This is a genomic window from Parasphingopyxis marina (genome assembly GCF_014237875.1).
Taxonomy (GTDB): Bacteria; Pseudomonadota; Alphaproteobacteria; order Sphingomonadales; family Sphingomonadaceae; genus Parasphingopyxis; species Parasphingopyxis marina.
This window is the reverse complement of sequence record NZ_JACJVJ010000001.1, coordinates 42,441-65,516: the sequence shown is the minus strand read 5'-3', so window position 1 is coordinate 65,516 and position 23,076 is coordinate 42,441. Positions and strand designations below refer to the sequence as shown.

Annotated in this window: 11 protein-coding genes; 3 read left to right on the top strand and 8 right to left on the bottom strand. The window is 61.5% G+C overall.

From position 1 onward, the window contains the following. The first annotated feature begins 140 nt into the window (after positions 1-140). Both H6P80_RS00220 and H6P80_RS00215 read left to right on the top strand, forming a co-directional pair. Positions 141-1,772, top strand: a complete 1,632-nt coding sequence (locus tag H6P80_RS00220) for a hypothetical protein (RefSeq protein WP_185799356.1) — start codon at positions 141-143, stop codon at positions 1,770-1,772. Next, positions 1,769-6,301, top strand: a complete 4,533-nt coding sequence (locus tag H6P80_RS00215) for a glycosyltransferase family 4 protein (protein ID WP_185799355.1) — start codon at positions 1,769-1,771, stop codon at positions 6,299-6,301. Before H6P80_RS00220 ends, H6P80_RS00215 begins: the two co-directional genes overlap by 4 nt. A 12-nt stretch (positions 6,302-6,313) precedes the next feature. On the opposite strand, the gene H6P80_RS00210 is transcribed toward H6P80_RS00215, so the two are convergent. The 8 genes from H6P80_RS00210 to H6P80_RS00175 form a co-directional block, all read right to left on the bottom strand. Further along, positions 6,314-7,141, bottom strand: a complete 828-nt coding sequence (locus H6P80_RS00210; RefSeq protein ID WP_185799354.1) for a Stf0 family sulfotransferase — start codon at positions 7,139-7,141, stop codon at positions 6,314-6,316. Between the two features lie 45 nt (positions 7,142-7,186). After that, on the bottom strand, positions 7,187-8,227 hold the full coding sequence (locus tag H6P80_RS00205) for a Gfo/Idh/MocA family protein (RefSeq protein ID WP_185799353.1): 1,041 nt from the start codon (positions 8,225-8,227) through the stop codon (positions 7,187-7,189). 108 nt (positions 8,228-8,335) lie between these two features. Then, a complete protein-coding gene (pgl, locus tag H6P80_RS00200; RefSeq protein ID WP_185799352.1) occupies positions 8,336-9,037 on the bottom strand; it encodes a 6-phosphogluconolactonase in 702 nt (233 codons plus the stop codon). Then, complete coding sequence (locus tag H6P80_RS00195; protein ID WP_185799351.1) at positions 9,034-11,568, bottom strand: glycosyltransferase family 2 protein; 2,535 nt, start codon at positions 11,566-11,568, stop codon at positions 9,034-9,036. Before H6P80_RS00195 ends, pgl begins: the two co-directional genes overlap by 4 nt. After that, positions 11,565-15,410 carry a heparinase II/III domain-containing protein gene (locus H6P80_RS00190; protein WP_185799350.1) on the bottom strand — a complete coding sequence of 1,282 codons (3,846 nt, stop codon included), beginning with the start codon at positions 15,408-15,410 and terminating at the stop codon, positions 11,565-11,567. Before H6P80_RS00190 ends, H6P80_RS00195 begins: the two co-directional genes overlap by 4 nt. After that, complete coding sequence (locus H6P80_RS00185) at positions 15,394-18,522, bottom strand: class I SAM-dependent methyltransferase (protein ID WP_185799349.1); 3,129 nt, start codon at positions 18,520-18,522, stop codon at positions 15,394-15,396. The genes H6P80_RS00190 and H6P80_RS00185 overlap by 17 nt, the downstream gene beginning before the upstream one ends. 94 nt (positions 18,523-18,616) lie before the next feature. Then, positions 18,617-19,333, bottom strand: a complete 717-nt coding sequence (locus H6P80_RS00180) for a hypothetical protein (RefSeq protein ID WP_185799348.1) — start codon at positions 19,331-19,333, stop codon at positions 18,617-18,619. Positions 19,334-19,367: 34 nt separating this feature from the next. Further along, a complete protein-coding gene (locus tag H6P80_RS00175; RefSeq protein WP_185799347.1) occupies positions 19,368-20,138 on the bottom strand; it encodes a class I SAM-dependent methyltransferase in 771 nt (256 codons plus the stop codon). 254 nt (positions 20,139-20,392) lie between these two features. On the opposite strand from H6P80_RS00175, the gene H6P80_RS00170 reads away from it, so the two are divergent. Beyond that, complete coding sequence (locus H6P80_RS00170) at positions 20,393-23,029, top strand: glycosyltransferase (RefSeq protein ID WP_185799346.1); 2,637 nt, start codon at positions 20,393-20,395, stop codon at positions 23,027-23,029. The last annotated feature ends 47 nt before the right edge of the window (positions 23,030-23,076 follow it).

Sequence of the window (23,076 nt, the reverse complement as noted above, 5' to 3'; positions counted from 1 at the left end):
TTATGAAAATTCTTTTCGTAGCGCCACCTGCCCTGCTGGGCAGAAACGCCGTTGAAACGCGGCGGATCCGGTCGCTTTGGCGGGCGCTTCTGCCTTTGGGCGACGTCGCGACAATTCCCGTCGGCGAGTCCGGGGCCCTCATGGCGAGCAGCGAAGCCACCTCCGGGAAGGCCGATGTGGTGATCGTGTGCCTCGTCGATCCGGCGCCCGCCGCCCACGCAGTTGCCGCGCTTGCCCACAAGCGGATCTGGGCACCGCCGGCCGATTCCGAGGAGCCGTTACCATGGCGCCGGGCGCTGCTGTGGCGCTGGGAAGGCGGTTCGCCCGGGCACGCCGGCAAAAAGGCGGCGCTATCGTTGCCTGAAACCGAAGCTGCCGATCAGGCCGAATTGACCGGCATGATCGCCCGCGCCCTCAAGGTGAAACCCGCCGAGGATGCGGTGGTCGCCGAGCGAATGCGAAAGGCCAGCCAGCTCAGCTATGCCATTGAGGCGATGTGGTTCAACGACCATAATCGTCTGCTCGAAATGATCGTGCGGTTCGATAGTCCCCTGATCGCGATGCTGGATCTGTCGGGGGAGGTGTATCGTACCGATGGCGGCCCACTTCCCAATGGCTGGGTCGAGCGTCCGGCATCCAGTGACGAGTCGGCGGTGCGCCTGCGCGTTACGGCGGTGCTTCCGCCCGGTGTTGCGCCCGGCCTGTTGCGGGCGGAGATAGCGGTTGACGGCATTCCCGTCTTTCCGATCGACATTCCCGACGATCTCGATCGTCAAACGGCCGGTCTTGTCAGTCTTGAGGTTGTCTCAGGGGACGAGGCCGTTGTGGAACATTGGGGTAGTGCGGAGCCACGCGCCCGGTGCGGCTCGGTGCATTACGGCAACGCCGCCGTCCGCCCGCTTGCCGGCGGTATCAGTTTCGCCCGGACAAGCGTACCCTGGCCGTTACCAGCGACGGCCATCGCCACCGGACAGAGTGCCGGTATCGGTCAGGCCTTTCGTCACCTCGATACCGTCGGGCCGTTCGCCCAACCTTCTTCGCCCCGGCTTCATGCGATGAAGGATAAATTCGCCGGCGAGACGGCATGGCTGATCGGCAATGGGCCGAGCGTCCGGATCGAGGACCTCGATCGGCTTGAGGGCCGGCTTTGTTTCGCGTTCAATCGCTTCTATCTCGCCTATGGCGATACCCGGCTGCGCCCGCAATTCACGATCAGCGGGGACCGGCAGATGATCGAGGATTTCGGCGATGAGATGCTGGAACGTTCCGGCGGTACGCTCTGTTTCGCTCAGGATGAGCCGCCCGAACTGACCGGCGATTATTGCTGGCTGCGACAGGTGATCGGCTTTCCTTCGCTTTTTTCGAAGAACGCGGCTGCGCGGGTCACGCCCGGCGGTTCTTCGGTCTATGTTGCGATGCAGGTTGCATATTGGCTCGGGATTCGGAACTTCTACGTCTATGGGGCCGATTTCACCTTTGCGTTCGATCGCAACAGCAAGACAGGGGACTCGATGCGCACCGCGACCGGCGACGGGAATCATTTCATCAAGAATTACCGTTCGGGCAAGCCCTGGTGTCCGCCGGCCATCCTGAACATCATGACGTCTTTTCTCGCCGCTCGCGCGCTGATTGAGGGCGAAGGCGGCTTCATCCGTAATGCGACCCGCGGCGGCGCGCTGGAAACCTTCGACCGGATCGATTTCGACGACGCCCTTAAGCGGGATGCGGTCGGGGCAGAGGGATCCGGCGCGCACAGGACGGATGCGCGATGACGGATGGGGCAGAGCAGCGCCCGTTGCGCATTGCGATCGTCAGCACCAACAATAGCACCGCCTATTCGGGCGGGCGTTATCATGCGCTGATCATGGCCTATGCACTGGCCCGGGCCGGGGCCGATGTGCATTTCGTAACCAACAACCGGCCGGTCTTCGTTTCCGACCTGGAGCCGCTTTGCCCGGGCGGCGTGACATTTGCGATCACGGAAGATTTCCGGGACGAAATGCCCAAGGGGCGGTTCGATTTCGTCTGGGTCGTCCCGACCGGCGTCTTCCATTCCGCTTTCTACGCGGCGGCGCTTGCCTTCGCCGGCAAGCGCAAAGCGCGGCTGGCGCTGCTCAATTTCGAAAGCGGCGATTGGTTCAACGCGCTCGCGCCGGAACCCCGAGACCTGCGGCTGTGGGACGGGTGGCGGCGCATTGTGGATAAGGGTGGGCTCGTCGTGTCGAGCGCGCTGGAATCTCAGAAATACGCCAAGGATTTCTACACCAGTCCGGTGGCGGGGGTTCGCTTCGAAACGGTGCCGCCGCCGATCAACAGCGCCGCGGCCGATGCCGTGCCGGTACAGGAGCGCGATGACGCGATCATCGCCTTTGTGCGCAGCGCTGACCAGCACAAGGGCGGTGCCGATCTCCTCGCGCTGGCGCCCTCGACATGGAACAACCGGATATTGCGCATCGTTGCCGGTGGCGGTCTCGATAAAGAATTCGAAGCCCAATTGCGCGAGCGGCTGGCCGAAGCGGAGAATGCCCGGCTCGAAACCTATTCGGCGATCAGCGACGAGCAGAAATTTGCCTTGCTCGCGCGGTCGCGCGTCCTGCTGTTTCCCAGTCACTTCGAAGGCTATGGATATCCTCCGGTCGAAGCGGCCTATATGGGCGTGGAAACGGCGTGTTACGATTTGCCGGTGTTGCAGGAAACGGTCGGCAAGGTCGCGCATTTGGCCCCGGCTTTCGATGTCGAAGCGCTGGCCGAAGCCGTCGAGCGCGCCTTCGCCGAGTCTGAGCGCGCCGAAGCGTTGCGAAACGCGGTGCGGGGCCGTGCGGACATCGATAGCGTCGGTCGCGCCGCGCTCGAGGCCTTTGTGCGCTCGATGGATGCCGTTGGCCCCACCCCGCGATCCGCGAGAATGCTCTGGGAACCCTCTGGCCGTGAGGCGATGGATACAGGCAAGCGCTTCGAAAGCTGGTGGCGGCCGCCGACGATCGTTCAGTTGCGACGGGCGACCGGCAAGCGATGGTTGATCGATCTTCAACTGGCGGGGCCAAGTCCGGTCCGCGCCGTCGAACCGCTCGATGGCACGCCGAGCTTTATCCATTGCTGCCTTCAGGAAGAAGGCAGAGAAGGCGATACCGTCCTTTCCAGGCTCTTTGCGACGCTGCCTCGCCCCAAAAGCCCCGATGCCATGCTCGGCTGGCGCGTTCGGTTCGAAGACGACGCCCAGGATTATGAATTTGAATTCCGGGTGGAAGGCAAACCCAAACGGGTTCCCGGCTTCGATGTCCGGATCGGCAAGGACGACGGCGAAGGGGGCGGGCTGACGATCGTGCTGGACGGCAAGGGCGCGGAAGATATCGATCGCGTGCTCTATAGCGGCGATGGTCAGCAATGGCGCACGGCGACCGCAGATGGCACGGGCTTTGCGCTTGAGTGCAGGGATCGGCCATTCGTTGAAACCGGGTCCGTCATCTATGCCCGCGGCGTGCACGGCGTCGTGGCGTGTTTCTCGGGCTATCCGCCTTCGCGCGCGGACGTCCGGCTCGCCGGGGCTATACCGAGCCGCCGGGTGGCGATGCTTTCCGATAAAAAATATTGCCGCGGCGTTGCTCGCCATCCCCTCAAGCAGGGTTTGGGGGCGATCCTGCTGGCGCCGGGCAGCCGTTCTGAAAGTGTCTATCCCGGCGCAATGATCGAACTTGGCGATGGCAGTAGTCATCGCGTGACGGGTATCCGGCGCAAGCGGCGCCTCGATCGGCTGACCGTCGAACGCGGCCTTAGCCCGTGGCGACACGGCCATCCCCGCAGCGTCCGAATCGTCAAGCCTGGCGCCCGGACCGGGAGTTTGAAGCGCATCGACGACGGCCAGTGGGAAGAGGGCGTGTGGAACGGCGCAACCGCGCTTCAGCGTTGCGGGCTGGCGATCAGGAAGGATGGCGCGTTGCCGGTTGCCGGCGAAATATTCCGCTTCGGCAATGGTGAAATGCGGCGCGTGCGCAGTGCTTTTGCGGACAAGACCCATCATATGGTCTGGCTGGACCGGGCGGTCGGGGATGCCGAGACGGCGGACCCGCGCATTGTGATCGAAAGCGGCGATCCCGTCTGGTCGGCGGAATATCGCTATCCGAGCGATGTCCGATTTGCCGGCGGGGATTCTGTTTCAGCCTTTTATGCGCCCGGTGGACGCTCGGCTCCACAACCGGACGGGCAGGCCTCTGCCGTGGCCGAACGGCGAGTGCTCGTAGCGAGCCTCGTCCCGCCGCTTCCCGCCGATCAGGGCAACCGCGTCGTGACGCGCAATCTGATCCACCATTTCCTGCGCCAGGGATATCTCGTCGATCTGCTGCTGGTCGGCAATGTCAACGCCAAGGCGCTGGCGAAGGAATTCGGCGAGCGGGTGCGCGTCTTCCCGGTGGGCTTTCCCGACTGGCGTGCCGCGCCTTCGGTGAACGCCAGGGGCCGCATCGGCCAGATGATCGAAAGCGATGCATTGCTGCCCCAAGAACGGCAGTTCTTCGAGGGCGAGGCCGCCGATAGCGACCTCTTCCACCCCTATACGATCGTTCCGGATGCTGCGGTCGAAATGGCACGCACCTTGATGGGCGCCAACGCCTATGCGGGATTGGTCTGCAATTACACCCATATGGTGAGGGTTGCCGAAGAGCTTGCCGATACGGTCGCTTTGCCGCCGGTGGCTATCGTCACCCATGACGCACTTTCACGCCTGCCTACCGAATTTGACGGCCGCAAACTCGACCTCATGTATCGCAAGACGAGCCCGGAACTGGAACGCGATGTGCTGAACGCGGTGCCCGGCGCGACGGTGCTCGCCATTTCGGAAAGCGAGAGGGTCTATTTCCCGTCGATCGGCGTCACCAATCCCGTCATGCTGTGCGAATATGACGCGCTGGAAGAGGTCTGGCCCTATCGAACCGACGAGGAAGCCTTCGGCAGCAGTGCGCTGATCTTCCACGCCAGCGGCAATTCGATGAACGTCGCGGCGCTGAACTGGTTTCTCGAGAATTGTTGGCCGCGGATCCACGAAGCCCTGCCGCATGCCGAGCTCCGGATCGGAGGGCGTATCTGCAACGAATTCGACGCGCTGCCGGAGGGCGCGGTCGCGCTTGGCGAGATGACCCGCCACCAGCTGCTTGGCGCGCTGGGGCAGAGTGCGATTGCCATCAATCCGACCGTCGCCGGCACCGGGCTCAAGATCAAGACGGTGGAGGCCGCGGCCATCGGCTTGCCGAGCGTCTGCCTGCCTCCAGCGGTCGAGGGCCTGGAAGCCGTCGCCGATGCGCTCGGGATCGTCGCGCAAAGCGCAGCGGAATTCAGTGACGGCTGCATCGCGCTGTTGACCGACAGGGTGTTGTGGGCCGAACGGCGGGAAAAGGCGCTGGCCCTGGCGCGGGACCGGTTTTCGCGCGCCGCTGTCTATGCCGGCCTCGATATGTTCGCCGAAGCGATGGACCGGCACGATGCGGTTTTGGCGCGAAGCGACGCGTCGCCATCGCCAGCCCTCGCGATGGCTGCCGAGTTCGAAACGCTCGATCTGGCGGACGCGGCGGCCAAATTGCTCGACAGGGTCGGCGCAGGGGCCGATGCATCGCCTGCGGTCCTGCGCGAAAGTGGGCGGTTGGCACTCGCCGAGGGATTGCCGAGCCTTGCCATTGACGCCGCATTGCGCTGCCTCGATGCCGATCGCAGCGATCCGGCGGCCTGGAGCCTGGCCATCGATGCCTTTGCGGGGATAGGCGAAGCGGAAGCCGATGCCCGGCAGGTAGCGAACCTTGCGCGGCTCGCTGTGCCCGGCATTGACCTTCCGCCGGAATTGGGCGTGCACTTTGGAGACGCGGACTTCGATCCGGTATTCCTTTTGCCGCCCGGCGAGGAGGTCCAGATCCGGGATCTCCGGCCCATCGGAAATATTTTCGGCAGCGGCTGGGCGAAGGTCCAGGCTTGGGGTGCCTGGTCGGTCGGCAACCATTCCCGGCTGAGGGTCGGCGGCCTTCCGCCGAACGAGGCGGCAACGCTAACGCTATCGACCCATGCAGCGCCCAATGCTCTCGACGAGGAACAGACGGGCCGCGCCTACCTTGACGGCGCTTTCCTGCAGCATTTCGCGGTGAAACGCGGCGGCAAGCGCACTTCTATAGAGATTCCCCTGGCGGCGGGCGATCGGACCGAATGCCGAATCGATCTTTACATGGATAAAGCGATGCAGTTCCGCAAAGTCGACAACAGGGTCACCGATCAGCGGCCGCTTGGCGTGGCGCTCCATGCGATGAAGCTTCAAATCGGTAAATAGCCGAGCGTCGGCCTACGTTGTCGCGCCGGGCCTGTTAGCGCCTGTGCGCCGCACTTTCGCCTCGGCGATCGCCATAGTCCGAATCCGGTCGTTCCGCTCTGTACTCACCTTGCGATAGTCGGTTTCGAGTTTCAGATCCTCCGGTAGCTGCAATCCCGCATAACTGCCGATCTTGCGGACGACGGCCCCGGCATCGGCGTCAATCTCTTCATAGCTGATGCGCAGCGGCGAGATTCCCTCATGGGCGAAAAAGCGCTCCCAATCGCCCTGCATGTCGACGATCCGGTCGAGATGGCCCTGCAGCTTGTCGAAGTCGAGTTCGATATCCTTTTCGACGGTATGGGCCAAGTCGGCCTGGACCGAATGAAAATAGCCGGTCTCGGTGGAGATATAACGCGATATCGCCTGCGCCATAACGTCGTTGCGGGTCAGATAGACGAAGGCCGCGTCACGAAAGAAATAGTCGTACCCGCCGAGATAGTAGATCGGCACGAATTGCGGCCAATCAGCCTTGAAGCCGTAAATGCCCCCCGTGCTGAGATTGGCGATCCGTTCGGCGACCCATTGTTCGACCGTCTCGAGCTTGCGCTTCTCGCACAGTGCTTCCAGCGCGCCCTTCACGACGCGGAAATGTTCCTGCACCTTGCCGAGACCATTTTCCGAAAGGACCGAGGAAAGATAGCTGCTGCCCGATCGCGGCGTCATGCAGATAACGATCTTTTTCCGCTCCTCGAACCGGGCGCCGGAAAATTCCTCGCCGCGAAGCAGGCGCAGCACATTGGCGCACAGCTGGCGAACCCGAGGATTATCGGCGCCGAAGGTGCCGGTGCTGTCGGTCATTTTGTCGCCGTCCCCTATAGTGCGATAGCTGCGCGCCTAGCCCGATCACGCGCTGCCGCCAAGATCGGTATGCAGGTTTTGGCCGATATGCCGCTCGTGTGCATAGACCCGATCGACCAGTTGCATCACTTCGAGTGCATGAAGTGAACTGCCATATTCGACCGGCGTGCCCGTCGCGATGCAGGTCGCGAAATGCTCGATCTCCCGGCCCCAGCTCGTATCGACCTCATAATGAAGGCGTTCTTCGTCGTCCCATGTTGCCGCCGGCGCCTTCGCCCGGTTCTTGGCGATTGCGAGTACCTCCTCGCCATAAGTGCCCGACGACGTCTTGAGTCCGTTGAGCACCATATAGCCGCGTTCTAGAAACACTTCGAGCGAGAAGAGGTGCCGCCATTGCGTCATCGTGGAATGGATCGAAGCGCAAAGGCCGGTCTCGCTGTTTCGGAAAATCGCGAAGACATTGTCCTCGATGCCCGGCGTTTTCCAATAGAGATTGGAAACCATCGCGTTCACTTCGTCGAACGGCTTGCCCGAGAGGAACAGCATCAGATCGAGCATGTGTATGCCCTGGTCGAGCAGGATCCCGCCGCCGGCGAGTGCAGGGTCGGCGCGCCATGTGCTCAGGAAGTCCGCGTCGACGCTCTTGCCGTAGCGGCCCCGCATCCACAGCAAGCGACCGTGTTCGCCTCGCGATATCTGCTTGTGCATTTCGACGACGGCGTCATGGTGGCGATGGTTGAAACCGTACATCAGCACGGTTCCCGCCTCGCGTTCGGCGGCGCGAATTTCCTCGACCTGCGCTGCCGTGAAGGCCGGCGGCTTTTCGCAAAAGACATGCTTGCCGGCTTTGAGCGCCGCCAAGGTCGTGGGATAGTTGAGGAAATTGGGCAGGCAGATAATGACGGCGTCGATATCGGGATCGTCGACGATCTCGTCGACGGAGGCGGCGGCCGAATAGGGCGGATTGGGAGGCAACGCATCGTCGAAAATCTTGCGGACGACGAGGTCGCCGTCGTGATCTTCGATCGCCTCTGCGCGGATCTGCCCCATCTTGCCGAAACCGCAGATGCCGATGTTGATACTCATGTCATAAACCTTTGCGGCGGATAGCCATTTCGTGTCCGCCGGCCGCGAGCCAGCAAGCGCGCACTCCCCATAGCGCTCAACTGCCCGGTGCCCAAGTCCGGATCGCGATCAGGGCGTTATCCAGAGTTCGACGGGTACCCTGTGTTGCCGCAGGATCGCGCGGATCGGCATGGCCTCGACCGGCCCCTCGCCAAGTGCTCGCCGATAGGTCGCTTCCTTCGCGGCTCCGGACAGCTGAACGTGGATTTGGCGACTGTCGAAAATGGCGCGAAGTGATAGCGAGAGCCGCCCATGTGGTGCAGCTTTCGGCGTGACTGCAAGGCACAAGGCTTCGGTCGTTAGCGCTTCGGCGAGTTCGGGTGCTCCGGGGAAAAGCGAAGCTGTGTGGCCATCCTCGCCGATGCCGAGCATGGTGACGTCGATCGGCCAATCGAGTGTGCGGAGCAACGCTTCATATGCGGGTTGACCTTCTACAGGCGTTGCGTCGCCGGTCTTCATCGGCAGGAACCGGGCGCGCTCCGCCTTGCCTTGCAGCAGGTGCCGGCGGATCGCGCTTTGATTGCTGTCGGCGCTTTCGGGCGCGACCCAGCGTTCGTCGACCTGCAGCACGGTGACCCTGCTCCAGTCGATAGCGGTTTTGGCAAGCGCTTCGAACAACGCCACCGGCGTTCGCCCGCCCGACAGCGCTAGCGTTGCCGTGCCGCGCGCGGTGATCGCCGTGGCAAGCTGCGCAGCGATCGAACGGGCGCAGGCCGTGCCGCTTTCCTCAAGATCAGCATGGCGGATTTCGCGGTGCGCGGATGCAGTCATCGCCGCGGCGGTTCCTGGTCGAGGATCGATCGCAGCATCGCTTCGTCGGGGTCGATCATGCGAACGTCCACGAGATCGCCTATTGGCCCGTCTTCGGCGCTTGCCATTTCGTCGCCGGCTACGATCAATCGTGGATTTTCGGCGCGGGCGGCCCGGATCGCGTCCGCGAAACGTTCGGCGCCTGGGGCTTCGCACAGCAGCAGATGGCTGTAGCGGCGCGCATTCTTCGCGATATGGCCGGCCAGACCCTCTTCAGCGGTCCAGTCCTTCACCAGTCGGTGGGACATCTCGTCGAAGCGCCCGTCTTCACGGCTGGGCTCGAAGACGCCGAATTCGACATCGGCCCCCAGCATGCGAGCCTTTTCGGCGATCCTCAGTGCCGCCGGCATCGGGCCCGAGGGCGGAGCTGCCGGAACCTGCCTGGTGATCAGGAAAATCCTGTACCGCCCGATCGTCCGCGGATCGAGGGTTGCGCCCCTAGTCACTTGCGCGCGATCGGGTTGGCGGGTCAGCATCTCGGCGTGGCGTTCGCGAAACACTTCCCGGTGGCGGGCGATCAGAGTCTGCACTGCTTCGCCCGCCGCGCCGCTGGCAAAGCTGCCATGCTCGAAATGTTCGATCTGGATGGTGCCGTCGACGGCGATCCGCCGACCCGCAGCCTTCAACCGGGCACACAGGTCCGTCTCTTCATAATAGCCTGGCGAAAAACGTTCATCGAGGCCGTCGAAGGCTTCGAAGTCGGCGCGTGCAATCGCTACGGCGCAGGCGGAGCAATAGTCGACCTCCATCTGGGCTTGCGCAAAATCGCTGGTCGGATCCTCGCCGCGCGCGATACCGAAGCCCGATCCGTCCGCGAATATGAGGCTACCCAGTTCCTGCAAGCGCTGGTCGGGAAGGAGTATGGCTGCACCGAACAGCCCCAGCCCGGGATCGGCGCGCAGCCCCTTCGCCAGCCGGGAGAAGAGGTCGGGTTCGAAGAAGATGTCGTTGTTGAGAATGATCAGCGTATCGCCTTTCGCCACCGCCGCGCCGGCGTTGACCGCGCGGGGAAATCCGATCGCTTTCGGGAAGACGACAAGGTTTAGGCCAGCGACTTCGCTCACCACGCTATCGGTTTCGTCGGTGGAACCGTTGCTGACCATGATGATCTCGACGTTAAGCCCGTCCACCTTTTCGCTGTGGAGCTTGGCGAAATACGCCTGCCGCAACAGGCTGGCGGTAAAGGCGAACCGCCCGCTGACGGGAACGATTACGGAGATATCGGACGAGCCACGGGGTTCAAAGGAAAGTGCGGCGGGATCAAATGTTTTGGCGGCCCTGATCGCGCGGCGCAGAAACAGAATCTTTGCCTCGCGCTCACCGACAGGCAAGGTCTGGAGCGGTGCCGTGGGGTGAAAACCGGCACTTTTCCCCGCAAGCAGGAAATGCTCGAATGCGCCGAGCAGCTTCTGCGCCTTGATATCGGTCCGCGCGGTCGGATATTCGCGCAAATACCAGTCGCTGTCGAAATCCGGATTGGGATTCCAACCCTGCAAGGCGCCGGTGAAGAGATAGTGCCGGACCGCGTTGCCGAATCGTTTGCCGCCCTCTTCGGCCAGCGGATCCAGATAATGGGCGCGATAATAGTCGCCATCGAACAGCGGGCTGAAAGGGGCCTGCCGGTCCAGGCCGTTGCGTAGAAAATCCTCGTACAGCGCACCGTCCGTGTCGCCTTCCCGGCCCGCAAAGGCGGCATAGTGCGCCGGGTCGAACATTAGAGATGGCGCGGTATCGAAATCGCGTTGGCTGTATAAACGCTCAAAATAGCCGGTGCCTGGCGCTTCGGAGCCGGGCATGAATGCTGGAGCGAAAAGGGGGTTGGGCCTGATCTTTTCGGGCACACCGATGAAAAGATAATGTAGCAGCGCGTTGCGACCTAATTCCCGGCTCGGTTCGGCCAATCCGAAATGCTGCAGCAACCGGGTGTAAAATCCCGAATCGAACGGCGTCCATCCTTCTGCCGTGCCGCGATTGAAAGGGCGTTTCAGGCCATGTTCGCCGAGGAAGGCGGCGGCCGCGTCCAGATAGGCATCGAGGCCGGAATCGGGCGCGCCGATCTCTACCACTGCCTGTTCGAGATTCTCCTCTCCGTCGAGTCGCAAATTCCCCCCATATAACAACGCGTCGAATGGGCGGCGCAGCGCGTCATTGCCAAGATAGTCCGCACAGCGGCGCAGCAGGCGGGCGAATGACTGATCGGCGGCGCCCGCCGCGGCACGCAGCCCCATGAAAAGCAGCGCCCCCCAATCCGGGAAGAGCAGCAGGGAGGTGGCCCGGGCCGGTGACGAGCCCGGATTGAAACAGGCACGCACGTTTTCTTTCAATCGCCGGAAATCGCGTTGGGCCAGCTTTTCCCAATGCGGCAGATGTCCGGTGACGGCGAGATGATCGACCTGGGCCTGGAAATCCTCGGAAAGGATTGCGGCAACGACGATAGAGCCGTCATCGTCTTCTCCGCCACCGGGCCGGAACAGGTCTGTGAGGCCCTTCATGCCGGCTCTTGCTCGCCCAGCGCCATTTCCATCGTTTCACCGGCCAAGGTGATCGAGACGGTTTTTAGTCCCCATTTCCAGTGAATGGACGCGCCTTCTGCCGTCATGGCCGACCCCGCCAGACCGAAAAACGGCGTGTTGCCGAGCAGCGCCAGCGTGGCGAAACGCGCCGATTCCTTGCCGATCTGCGCTAGGCAGAGGCTCGGCGAAGGTTCGAAACGCTCGTCGCCCGGCGCGTGCCAACCCTGAAGTTCGGGCGTCTTCCGCCCCCGACGAACGGGTTCCGCAACGCTGTTGCCGAGTATGTCGACGAGTACGATTTTCCCCGCCTCTGAATGCGCCATATATCCGCGGCTACCGGCTTTTGCCCTCCATTGTGGAGCCAGCTGGAAATATTGGCGATAGTCGTGAGACCGGCCTTCGCTATCGTCGAGCCAGTCGAGAATAAGGAGCCATTCCCCCGGCCGGAAGACCAGTTTCCGGCGGTGACGAATAGTATCCTCATGGGTCGTCTCGCTCGAGATCGTATAGGCGTCTCCGTTGAATGATGCGCCTGTGAGGCTCGATCCGTTGGGTACGACGCGCCGGTTGTAACTCAGACCGTCGATCTCTACGCAATTATGGGCTCGCGTCGCTTCCACATAACGTCGGCGCTCGTCGGCATACCAGAAGCCGCGATCGAACATCGGGTCTTCGCGCGGCATCCGGCCCCGATATTCGAACCGGCCGGGATCGATGAATATCGGGCTCTCCCCTTCCTGCCAGACGAATCCGAGATGATCGGCATGTTTGTGCGTGCGGCTGTGAAAGCCGCAGGCTTGGACGAGATGGCTGTCGCCGTGCCGGACGATGGCGTAGCCAGCATCCTCGAACCGGCGGAGGCCGGTCGGGGCCGAATTATCCTTACCTGCGAAGAGATCCGCAATGCGCGCATCGGGCCAAGCCACGAACCCCGGCTGGTCTCGCCAGTCTCCCGGATCGGTATCGCCGATCGCCGCCAATCCGCCTGTCGGCGTGATCAACCAGGTGAGCGCATCGCTGGCTTTCGCCAGCATTTCGTCGAACTCGGCGCCGTCAATCAATCCTGCCTGCCGCGCGCCGAGTAACGTCAGCAGGATCTTGAGATGATAGCCGGGCGAATGTTCGGCGTGCATTCCGTCGGCGAAAAACTGGGACTGTGCGATGTCGGCCAGCTGGTCGCGCGCCGGGGCGATGTGGCGCGCGAAGAGCGGGTACCAGGCGAAGCGCCGGGCTGCGGCATAGCGGCCGAGCGCCTGATAAAGGCCGTGATTATTGTGGTCCAGCTGGAAGCCGGCTTCCGCCAAAAGGGCGAGATGCTTTTCGAGGCTGTCATGCAACAGCGCGATCTCGTCGTCGGGAACGGACGGATTGCGGGAGAGAATATCGAGCAGGCAGGCGAGCAGGTGGCACCGCAGGCCGACGCCCATATCGTACCACGCGAATTCTTCTTCGCCTTCGTCCTTGCCGAACAATTGCTGGTCGACGAACTCAGCCGAACTCGATCGTAGATAGGGCCGGGCGTGAAGAGTCAGCCATTGTAACGTGTAGGCGCGTGCCGCCTCCAGATAGGCTGTGCCGTCCTCTACCTGGTCTGCGAGGACCAGCAGTGGCCCGATCGGTGCCCAGGCATGGCGCAGATAGCGTTCCGAACGGCTCCCGGCGTCGAAATCGATCGGTGCGTCAAACCTGTCGAGATCCAGGCCGTCGAAATGCCAGCCATTTTTGAGAGCGCCATCGACACGGTCTTTCAGCACGGTCGCGTCGGGCAGCGGCTGATGCTCGATTGCGGCAATGCGCGCCTGCGGCTGTTCGGCAATTGCGGCCCGGAACGCCGCGATGTTGACTTCAGTCTCGCCATCGGAGGGCACCACCACAGGGCGATAGGCGGCCATTAACCGCCCATCTTCCTCGGTATTGAGATCGACCTGATGGATGCCGCGATCGTCATGCCAGACGATCCGGCCCGCGCGCATGGAGCTGTTGAAACGGATCTTCGCCCGGTCGGGCTCCGCCCTTGGTGAAAGTATGAACAATGTCGCAAACCGTCCGAACTCTCCCCGCGGCGTTTTGAAGGACAGGCTGGTCGCAGGTTCGAGATGATTGGCGCGATCCGACAGCCACCCCAGAAGATCGGGCTCGGTTTCGCCCGACGCGACCCGGTCGGCGACGCTGTCATCAACCAGTGAGACTGCAACGAGTTCTTGGGTCTCTTTCCCGTTGGGGCTGTTAGCCGAGGCGCGAACCTGCCCGTCGGCGATTTCGACATCCCAGGCCGGATCGAAGCAGAACCATTGACGATAGTCGCGTTCGGTTTCCCGGTCCCTGAGCCAGTCGAGCACGAGCAGGAAATGCCCGGGCCGCGTCACCAGCGATCGCCGATGGCTCACCGTTCGCATATGAGCCGTTGATGCGTTGAATACGGCAAGTTCCCCTTGGGAATCGGCCTGTGTCAGCGCCGAGCCCCACGGCTTTACGCCGCGCCGCGGATAGCTCGCACCGTCGATCTCGACGCAATTATGGGCCCTGGTGCTTTCGCAATAGATCCGTTCGGGCGCTGAATAAAAGAAGCCCTGATCATGAAGATCCGAACCCTTTTCAACCGTGCCGACATAGCCGTAGCGGCCGGGATCGGCCAGGATATCGCGGCCGGCATCGTGCCAGATGAAGCTCATATGGTCGGCATGTTTGTGCGTGCGGCTGTGAAAGCCGGCATGCTGGATCAGATAGGAGCGTTCGCGGGAATTCTTCCGCTCGGCCTCGTCCGCGCCCTGTTCCGGGTCCAGCCGGGCGATGGCATAACCGCTTGCGGCCATTGCCTGAACACCGGGTTCCGGAGCGGTGCCCTCCACGCCAGCCGAAACGATATATTGCAGCGCAGGATCGGCGAAGAACCCCGTATATTTCGTGTCGCCCCACAGGCTGCGCGGGTCCGTATCGCCGATCGTCGCGATATCGCCGGCGGGAGTAATGAACAGCCCGAGATTGCTTTCCAGCCGGGCGATTTTTCGCGCCAGCTTTTTGTCGAGCATTCCGGCATTGCGCGCGTTGATCAGGGTAGTGGTGACCATCAGATGATAGCCGGGCGAATGTTCGATATGAACGCCGTCCTCGCAAAACTGCCGGTCGATCATCTCGGCAAGGCGGGCACGGGACAGCGCGCGGTAATCGCCTTCGTCGAGTTCCGGTAGCCGGGTTGACGCGGCATATTGGTCGATTGCCTGGTAAAAGCCGTGATTATTGTGATCCTGATAAACGCGATCGTCGGCGAGCAGCCGATGGTGGAGCCGGATCGCGTCTGCAATTTTTTCGAACCAGCCCGGCCGATCGATGTCGAGCCGCACGCCCGCATCCAGAAGATAGGCAAATTTGTAGAGCCGCTGGCCGATCGCCATATCGTACCAGCGATTGCCGGCGTTTTGGGCAAGGCAGGCATCGACCGTCTCCGGCCTGAGGGGCGGCGCCAAGCCCCTCATATTCACCTCGATCCAGTCGAGCGCCAAGTCTAGGGAAGCCTCGAGCAATTCGGCATCGCTGGTCGCATCATAGGCCGAAAGCAGTGCGTTGAGCGGCAGGAAGGCATGCAGGTGGAAGTTGAACGATCGCGCGCCGAATCCCCAATCGATAGGCGCGGCAATCGATGGCAGGCGCTCGCCCTGGAGTTCAAAGCCGTCGGCGAGCAAACTATAGGCGTCGCGCAATGCGCGGTGGCGGCCGGGCTTCGGCTTGATCTCCAGATATTCGAACGGACGCAGCGGGCGCGCGCAAACCTGCGCCGAGGTCAACGGCTCGGCTGCGGTTTTGGTCTCAGTCGAACTCGACATGCCATTGCAGGATGCGGGTGGCGTACTGGCCAAGATCGCGGCTCGATCGGAAGGTGAAGAAAGTGCCGTTCACAGCGGCATGGCTGGAGCGCGAATAGGTGAATCCGCTCTTCTCGTCTTCCGCCACATCGACCGCCAGCAGTTCCTGAACGAGCGGCCGCCCATCCTTGGCGACGAGACAAATCTGGGGGCGGGTGAGGACATCATATTTCGCCTCTGTGGTCGCGATCAGCGCGGGGCCGACATCGATGATCGAGCGGACCGGATTGCCCACCCAGCCCAAATTACGGGGCTGGAGCGGCACGACGCGGTCCGAGACGAACATCCGCGATCCGCTGCGGCGCTGGTTGCCGATATCGGGCGCATCGGAAAGCATGGCATTTCTTGGAGATCCCAGCCAGTCGTCGCTGCCCCAAATAACGCGATCCTTGTCAAGCCAGAGATCCGTGTAGCGCTGCACCGACTGGGGATAGGCTTGCGCGTTGAGATCGACATCGGGTTTGATGTTGGTGATGTCGATCCAGTTGTCGCCATCGTCCCGGCTTAGCCAGACGCGGCATTCATGCGGCCGATCTCCGGAGGAAAGCCACCATTGGCCCGGCACGTGCGGATCGGCGAGCAGAGTGTGAAAATGGCGGATATTCTCGCCGCTTTGGGAGAAGACGGTTTCCCAGGTCGCGCCCTCATCGCGTGAACGGAAAACGCGCGGAGAAATCGCCTGATCCTCCTTGCCCGGCGTATGATTGCCCGCGTTGTGCGGATATTCGGCCCAGATAATTGTGTCGCCATGCTGGCCGATTGACGAGGTTCCGTGCCAGCGATGATCGCCGATCGGAACCGCGTCGAGATAGCTCCAGTCCGGCGCGAATCGATGAATGACGGATGGTGTTCCGGGTTTGCCGTCGAAAGCGTCGTCTGTCTTGGTTTGAAGCAGGTGAATGCCGGAGCGGGTCGTGAAACAATTTTCGAACTCGACATCGGGCACTTCGGGAAAGGTGATTGCCCGCCAGTTTTCGCCCATGTCTTCGCTTACCAGGACGCCGCCGGGCATAGTTCCGACAACCGTGCCCGTGCCCGCAATATGTTCGGCGAAACTTGCTAGGCGTCCAGCCGCGGGCACGGACGGGATGGTCAGTGTCAGTTTTATGGAGCTGAACCCGAAAGCTGGATCGACATCGCGGCGATATTCGCGCCGAAAGCCTTCGATATAATCTATGCCGTTGCGAGTTGCGGCCGGGATGATGGCTGTCTTGCCTTCCGCTTCGGTTTCGGCGCCAGATGCAATACTGTCGCGCAGTGGTTCGGCCGCCACTTCCGTGGGATCGCCGCGCTTTTGTACAGGGAGGCGAGGGGTGGTCTTGGGCTTATACCCGATAAACCATTCGAGCGTATGGCCGGATGCCTCGTCGAACAATCTCGCTTGCTGCGGCACGAAGCCTGCGCGCGCGATGGCGTCGAGCAGCCAGTCCTGACCCACCTTAACACTCGAAAGCTCTCCGCCTTCCGGGATATAGTCAAAATAGCCGGGTTTGGGTTCGATCCGCTTGGTTACGATTGGTGGCGCATATCCGGGCAACACACGGCCGCTCAGGATCAGGGTGAACATTACCGATCCCGGGGCGAGTACGCGATAGAGTTCGGCCAGTGCGGCCTCATGCTCCGGGAAATAATCGAACAGGAGAATTCCCATAGCTGCCGAAAAGCTTCCATCGGCATAACCGGCCATCGCGCGAACATCGACGCCCTCTTCGTGATCCCTGCCATAGCTTCCGTAGAGCGAGACGGATTTGATCATCGGCCAGATGCGCGCAAGCACATTCTTCTCGGCCGATGTGGCGGCAAAGGCTAGGATGGGAAGATCGGTTGCACCCTCGGTTTGCACCCAGGGATTGAGAATTTCGTCGATCAGCGGGACGAGCGAGCGGCCCCGGGCCGGCATATTGCAACCGGGACAATAATCTCCCTTCTTGAGCGATTTCATCGGATCGCCGCAGATAGGGCAAGGCTGGCAAGTGGCCTTTTCTCGGGCTATTGCGCGTGCTCTGGCGTCGGCTTCCGCCCTTGCTGCGGCAGCCGCCTTTTCCTTGTTCTCCGCTCTGACTTTGGCCTCCGCCTTGGCTCGCGCTGCGGCTTCCGTTTCGGCCTTGGCCTCCGCCTTGGTTCGTGCTGCGGCTTCGGCTTCGGCCTTGGCCTCCGCCTTGGCTCGTGCTGCGGCTTCGGTTTCGGCCTTGGCCTCTGCCTTGGCTCGTGCTGCGGCTTCGGTTTCGGCCTTGGCCTCCGCTTTGGCTCGTGCTGCGGCTTCCGTTTCGGCCTTAGCCTCCGCTTTGGCTCGCGCAGTAGATTCGGTATGGGCCTCAGCTTCCATTTCCGTCTTTGCCAGTATCGCAAGTTCCAACTTGCAATCAGTTAAGGCTTTGCCGCGGTCGAATCCGGCTACAAACTCGAACAGTGCCAGATCTGCGCTATTTTCCTCCAAAATCTGCTCGGCGAACGGCGAGTTCAAAAGTTCGGGATGTTGTTCTGCATCCATTGACTTGGCTTCGACGGGATCGGTGCCGATGCCATATGTATCGCTCAAAAGCTTGGTGAAGGGATTTAATTCGTCGATCGTGGCGACCGCACCAAAAAAGCGCTCCATCATTTCCTGCGCTGCGTCGAAACTATCGGTACCCGATACTCGCTGCGTGCACAGGTTGCGGAAATAATAGGGGCGCTCCTCCGAGCCCTTGCGATAATAGCCCTCGATATCATTCTCCATCGCCAGCTGGTGATAGACGTGCGATTCTTCGCGCTTGCTCATACCGTAGAGTGAGATCAGGCGGTGCACGGGGTGGCGAACCGAGGCGAAGGCGACGAAGGGCCGGCCGCCGAGATCGATCGGTTTGAAGTCGGAAAAGCCGGAATAGACACGATAGTCTGCGAGCAATTCCGAATTCTGGTCGCGCCAGTGAACGAAATTTTCGACATTCCGGAAAAAATAGACGTCGTCTTTGTCGAAGATCGTGTGCAGCCATCGGTTGACGGCATGCGAGCCGCTCCGCTGGGACTGGAAGAAGGCGAGCAGTGCGTTCTCGGCATTTCCCGATTCAAGATTTCGGGGATTGGAAAACACGGTCTCTCCTCGGTGCGCTGCGGCTCGTTGACGATTGAGCGTAGGACCGGGGCCGGGGCGGTTCAACTGCAGAATGTGGCGTCGGGCCTCGGGACTAGTCTGTGCCGAACCCGTTCAGGCCATTGATGAATTCGAACAGGCGCAGGTCTTCGCGGTTGTTCGCGACAATCTCGTCGCGGACCGGGCTGTCGTCGTAGCGCGCATAGTGAATGTGATCGGGCGGTGCCGGAGTCGCCTCCATCGGCGCGTCGTCCCAGCCGAGCGTATCGACCAGCACCCTCGTCGCTTCCGGCAGGTAGTTGGTGAGCGCGACCAGGCCGAAATATTTTTCGATTATTGTCTTGGCGGCATCGAAATCGGGTTGCCCTCCGAGTCGGCGGGTCGTCACATTGTGGAAATAGTCGGGCTTCGCTTCGCTACCGATACGGTAATAGTCTTCGAAGCTGTGTTTGAGCGAAACTTCGTGCAGCCAGTGTGTTTGGTGTCCGCGGCTCATTCCGTAAAGCGAGGCGATCCGGTAAAACGGGTGACGGACATTGGCCATGGCGTAGATCGGCCGATCGAATATGTCGCGCTCGATGAAGCGGGAGAACCCGCCATAGAGGTCGAAGCTGTCAAGCGTGTGCAGGTCCTCGATCTGTCGCCAATGGCGAAAATCGTCGACCGTACGCGACGTATAGGATCTCTCGTCCCCGAAATGCGTGCGCAGCCAACGCAGGGTGTTCGATCCGCCGGTTCGCTGCGAATGGATGAACAGCATCAGCGATCGCGGTTCATGCGCCCGGGCGAGAATGGTATCGTTGACGTACACGCGGCATCCTTTCCGAATGGCGGGAGGCGATGCTTTAGGCTTCGGTCGAGGTCCGAACAAATTCGAACGCTGCGGGCTGCACGTCGAAGCGCCCCCTTTTCACTGCCTTGCCTTTTCGCACGCCGGCGAATTCGAGCGGTCGAAACAGTTCCACGATTTGGGCTTCGGGTTGCGCCCAGCCGAGATTGCCATAGCGAATGGGTGTCGGGTGGCACGTCGCATTGAGAGCGACCCGGCACCCGGGTTTCGATGCGATCGATGCGATATTCGCTGCATAGATTTTCAGTTCGTCGGGATGCACGTGATGCATTACGGCGTGGCTGAAGACGAAATCCGGCGCGAAATCGCGGGCGGCGGCAATGCTTGCATCGTCGATCACCGCAAGGACCGGCGCCTTTTCGCCGATCAGTTCCGCGCCGATCAGGTCCCGGCCTTTTTCGAGAAATTCCGGAATGACGTCGAGTCCGAAAAAATGGCGCTCGGGAAGATAAGCGATGAAATGGGCGGCAAGGCGCAGCGTTCCGCAGCCATATTCGACGACTTTCGCCGTCGGGGCGACGTTGTATCGATCGATCCAGTTTTCGGCTTTTTGCCTGCCGGCCTCCCAGAATTCGATCTGCTCGCCGTCCTGCTTGACGATTTTTCCGCCAAGGCTGTTATGGCCTTTTTCCAACGCCCAATTCTTCAGGACGTGACGACGGGTATAGTAGGTTGCGACAGTGGCCTCGGGATGCTGGCGCTTGAACTTCGCGAACTCGGCGTCGAACCTTTCGCCGATTTCCCGCTTCGAAGGGTTTTCGGGCACGCATTTCCTCCCAGCCTCGTGAATCGATCCACACCGTGTAACAGTTTGCCGCTATTTACGGGACGGCGGCAACGCCGTATCCCGTATCATCGGATCGGTTAACCGATCGATTGCCATAGAAGTTCCCATTCGATCAATGGGATGTGGTGCTATGCAAGAGATTGTGCACGATCCGGGGGGGTCACGATGTTCGGCTTTTCAATTCCAATCACAGCAATTTACGCGGTGGCGGGAACGAGCGAGGAGACCCAGTTATGCGCATGGGAGAGATCACCCCCGGATCGTCCCGAACAGTCGAACCGCGATCGCTACTCGCTCGGCTGAAGGCGTTCTGGGGCGCGAATCTCCGCTGGCGCAGGGCCGGAAGATACCGGCTCAATCACGAAGGCGAGACATTTCTCGGTCTGGAACTGTGCGTTGGTGACGCGTCGTTTTCCTTCGCGCTCGATGATGCCATTGCGCGGGCCGCTGCCGGGCGCTGGCAGATCGATCCCCATGAAAACACGCTCGATTTTGCCATGCGACCGGGCGAGCGTCGCCTGTTGCGGGCGAGAAATCCGCTCGATCTCTCGACACTGACCGGCGAGGGCGAACAGCCCGCCTTTCTCGTGTTCGACCTGTTTGATGACTTTGGCGATCTTCATCCGGAATGCGCGGTCGTCATTCGGGTTTACGCCAAATCTGCCGCCGAACCGCAAAGCTATCGGATTGGGCTGAAACGTCCGCGTCCGGTCGTTATCATGCTGCCGCCGGATTTTTCGCATCTCAACCTCGGCGTGCGGCTTGCAGGGAGCGGCAAACTGGCGCCTCTGCAGCTTTGCATGGGCGTACCGTCAAGCTTTTCGGCGATCGGTCCCAAGATGCGATCCGATATAAGGGCGCGTATCCAGAAGCTACAGCGGGGAGACGGTTTCGCCTGGCACGATCATCTTGATCCGGGCCAGCGGGCCCATGCCATGGCCGCGACCCTGGCGAGCCAGTCGCAAGTCATCAGCGCGCGATTGCAGGACACGGCGAAGCATCTCGCTATCGTTCGGCGTCAAGCCGATGAACTGGCTGCGGAACTGGCGGGCTCCCGCGATGATCATCTCGATGAATTCGCGAAATTCTATGAAGCGATCGATGAGGGGCTCAATACCCTGACCCTGTCCCAGATGCGCATGGCGAGAGCGCGGGCGTCGCTCACGCCGTTGCTGGGCTGCGATGCGGCCGAGGACAAATCGCTTGTCCAAGTGCCCAAATATTCGCGGGTCACATCCTCGCCATCGTGGCGGCGGGAGATCGCACTGGAAGCGGCAAAATCGATGCGGAAAATAGGTCTGTTCGGCGCGCTGACGAATCTCTGGCGCCAGGTCGAGTTCGTCGAGTTCAAGATCATTCTCGTCGAACTGGCGGAGATACTGAGCGAAGACGACCCGGCAATGGCGCATCAATGCCTGGTCCTTTCGCTGGGCCTCGATCCCCAGGCGAAGCGTGCCCATTATGCCTCGGCAAAACTGTTCAAATGGGGCGCATTGACCTCTGCCGGTCGGTTGCTCGAGGACGCGAAGGGCGAAGAGGTCACGCGGTTTATCGGGGAGTTGCGATTGGCGTTGCACCTGCGCGCCACGGCGCAGCGCCTGATTCCGCCGAAAGCCGGCCCCCAGATGCAGAAAAGCGTTTCGGTTGCCTATGTCGCGTCGAGCTCGCAGCCCTGGTCGGTTGCCGGATATGCCATCCGGACCCAGGAAATGCTGACGACGATGATGCGACGCGATGTCGATATCAGCTGCTTCACGCGCCCCGGCTTTCCCTGGGATCGTCCCGATATCGTGAGTGATCCGGATGCGCTGGAATCGGAGCAGTTGCAGGTCGGCGACGTCACCTATCTGCATTGCCAGACACCGTTCGTAGAAGCCGATCCGGAAAATTATATGCAGAATGCCGCCCGCATATTGGGGGATCGCATCAAGGCCGAAGGGCGGACGATTGTGCATGCGGCGTCAAATTATCGTAACGGCCTGCCCGCATTGATTGCGGCGCGATCGCTTGGCCTGCCTTTCATCTACGAAGTGCGCGGCCTTTGGGAACTCACGGCCGCTTCGCGCCGCCGCGGCTGGGAGGCGACGGAGCGGTTCGATTATGAGCGGCAGATCGAACGGCTGATCGTCAGGGAAGCGGATCTCGTGTTCACGATTACCGTCGCGGTTCGCGACGAGCTACTGGCTGGTTTCGATGAGGGCGAAGTCGATGCCGGCCGATTTGAGCTGCTCAGCAATGCGATCGATCCCGGTGCATTCGAACCTGCCGAGCGGGACGAGAAGCTTGCCGCCAAAATCGGCATCGAACCCCAGGATTTCGTTCTCGTCTATGCCGGTTCGCTACTCGAATATGAAGGATTGGATGACGTTATCGAGGCTGTCGGCCTGTTACGCCAGCGAAACATACCGGCAAAGCTGGTCGTGGTCGGCGCCGGGCGGGCCGCAGACGAACTTAAGAGCCAGGCAAAGGATCTGGTCGCCTGCGGCGCGGTCACCTTCCAGGGCAAGGTGAAGCCCGACAAGATTCGTTCCTACCTGTCGCTGGCCGATGCAGTTCCGATCGTTCGCAAGCCATTTCGCGTCTGCGAGCTCGTCTCGCCGCTGAAGCCTTTCGAGGCGATGTCCATGGAAAAGGCGGTGATTGTTAGCGATCTGCGCGCGCTGAGGGAGATTGTAGAGGATGGTGTAACCGGACGGATCTGCCGACCGGGCGATCCGTTGGACCTCGCACGCGTCGTCGAGGAATTGTATGAGAATCCTGAAGCCAGCATCGCAATGGGCAAGGCGGCCCGGCGCTGGGTCATAAAGAATCATTCCTGGGACCATCATGCAAAGCGGCTTGAAGCGGCCTATGCGTCGTTCGTTGCCTGAACGGGGACTGCCAGAGCGTAAAGGAGGCGCGGCTGCGCCCTTCGTCT

Coding starts and splice junctions, on each gene's coding strand:
- H6P80_RS00220 (WP_185799356.1), top strand. CDS start 141: ATGGCGAGCAGCGAAGCCACCTCCGGGAAGGCCGATGTGGTGATCGTG.
- H6P80_RS00215 (WP_185799355.1), top strand. CDS start 1,769: ATGACGGATGGGGCAGAGCAGCGCCCGTTGCGCATTGCGATCGTCAGC.
- H6P80_RS00210 (WP_185799354.1), bottom strand. CDS start 7,141: ATGACCGACAGCACCGGCACCTTCGGCGCCGATAATCCTCGGGTTCGC.
- H6P80_RS00205 (WP_185799353.1), bottom strand. CDS start 8,227: ATGAGTATCAACATCGGCATCTGCGGTTTCGGCAAGATGGGGCAGATC.
- pgl (WP_185799352.1), bottom strand. CDS start 9,037: ATGACTGCATCCGCGCACCGCGAAATCCGCCATGCTGATCTTGAGGAA.
- H6P80_RS00195 (WP_185799351.1), bottom strand. CDS start 11,568: ATGAAGGGCCTCACAGACCTGTTCCGGCCCGGTGGCGGAGAAGACGAT.
- H6P80_RS00190 (WP_185799350.1), bottom strand. CDS start 15,410: ATGTCGAGTTCGACTGAGACCAAAACCGCAGCCGAGCCGTTGACCTCG.
- H6P80_RS00170 (WP_185799346.1), top strand. CDS start 20,393: ATGCGCATGGGAGAGATCACCCCCGGATCGTCCCGAACAGTCGAACCG.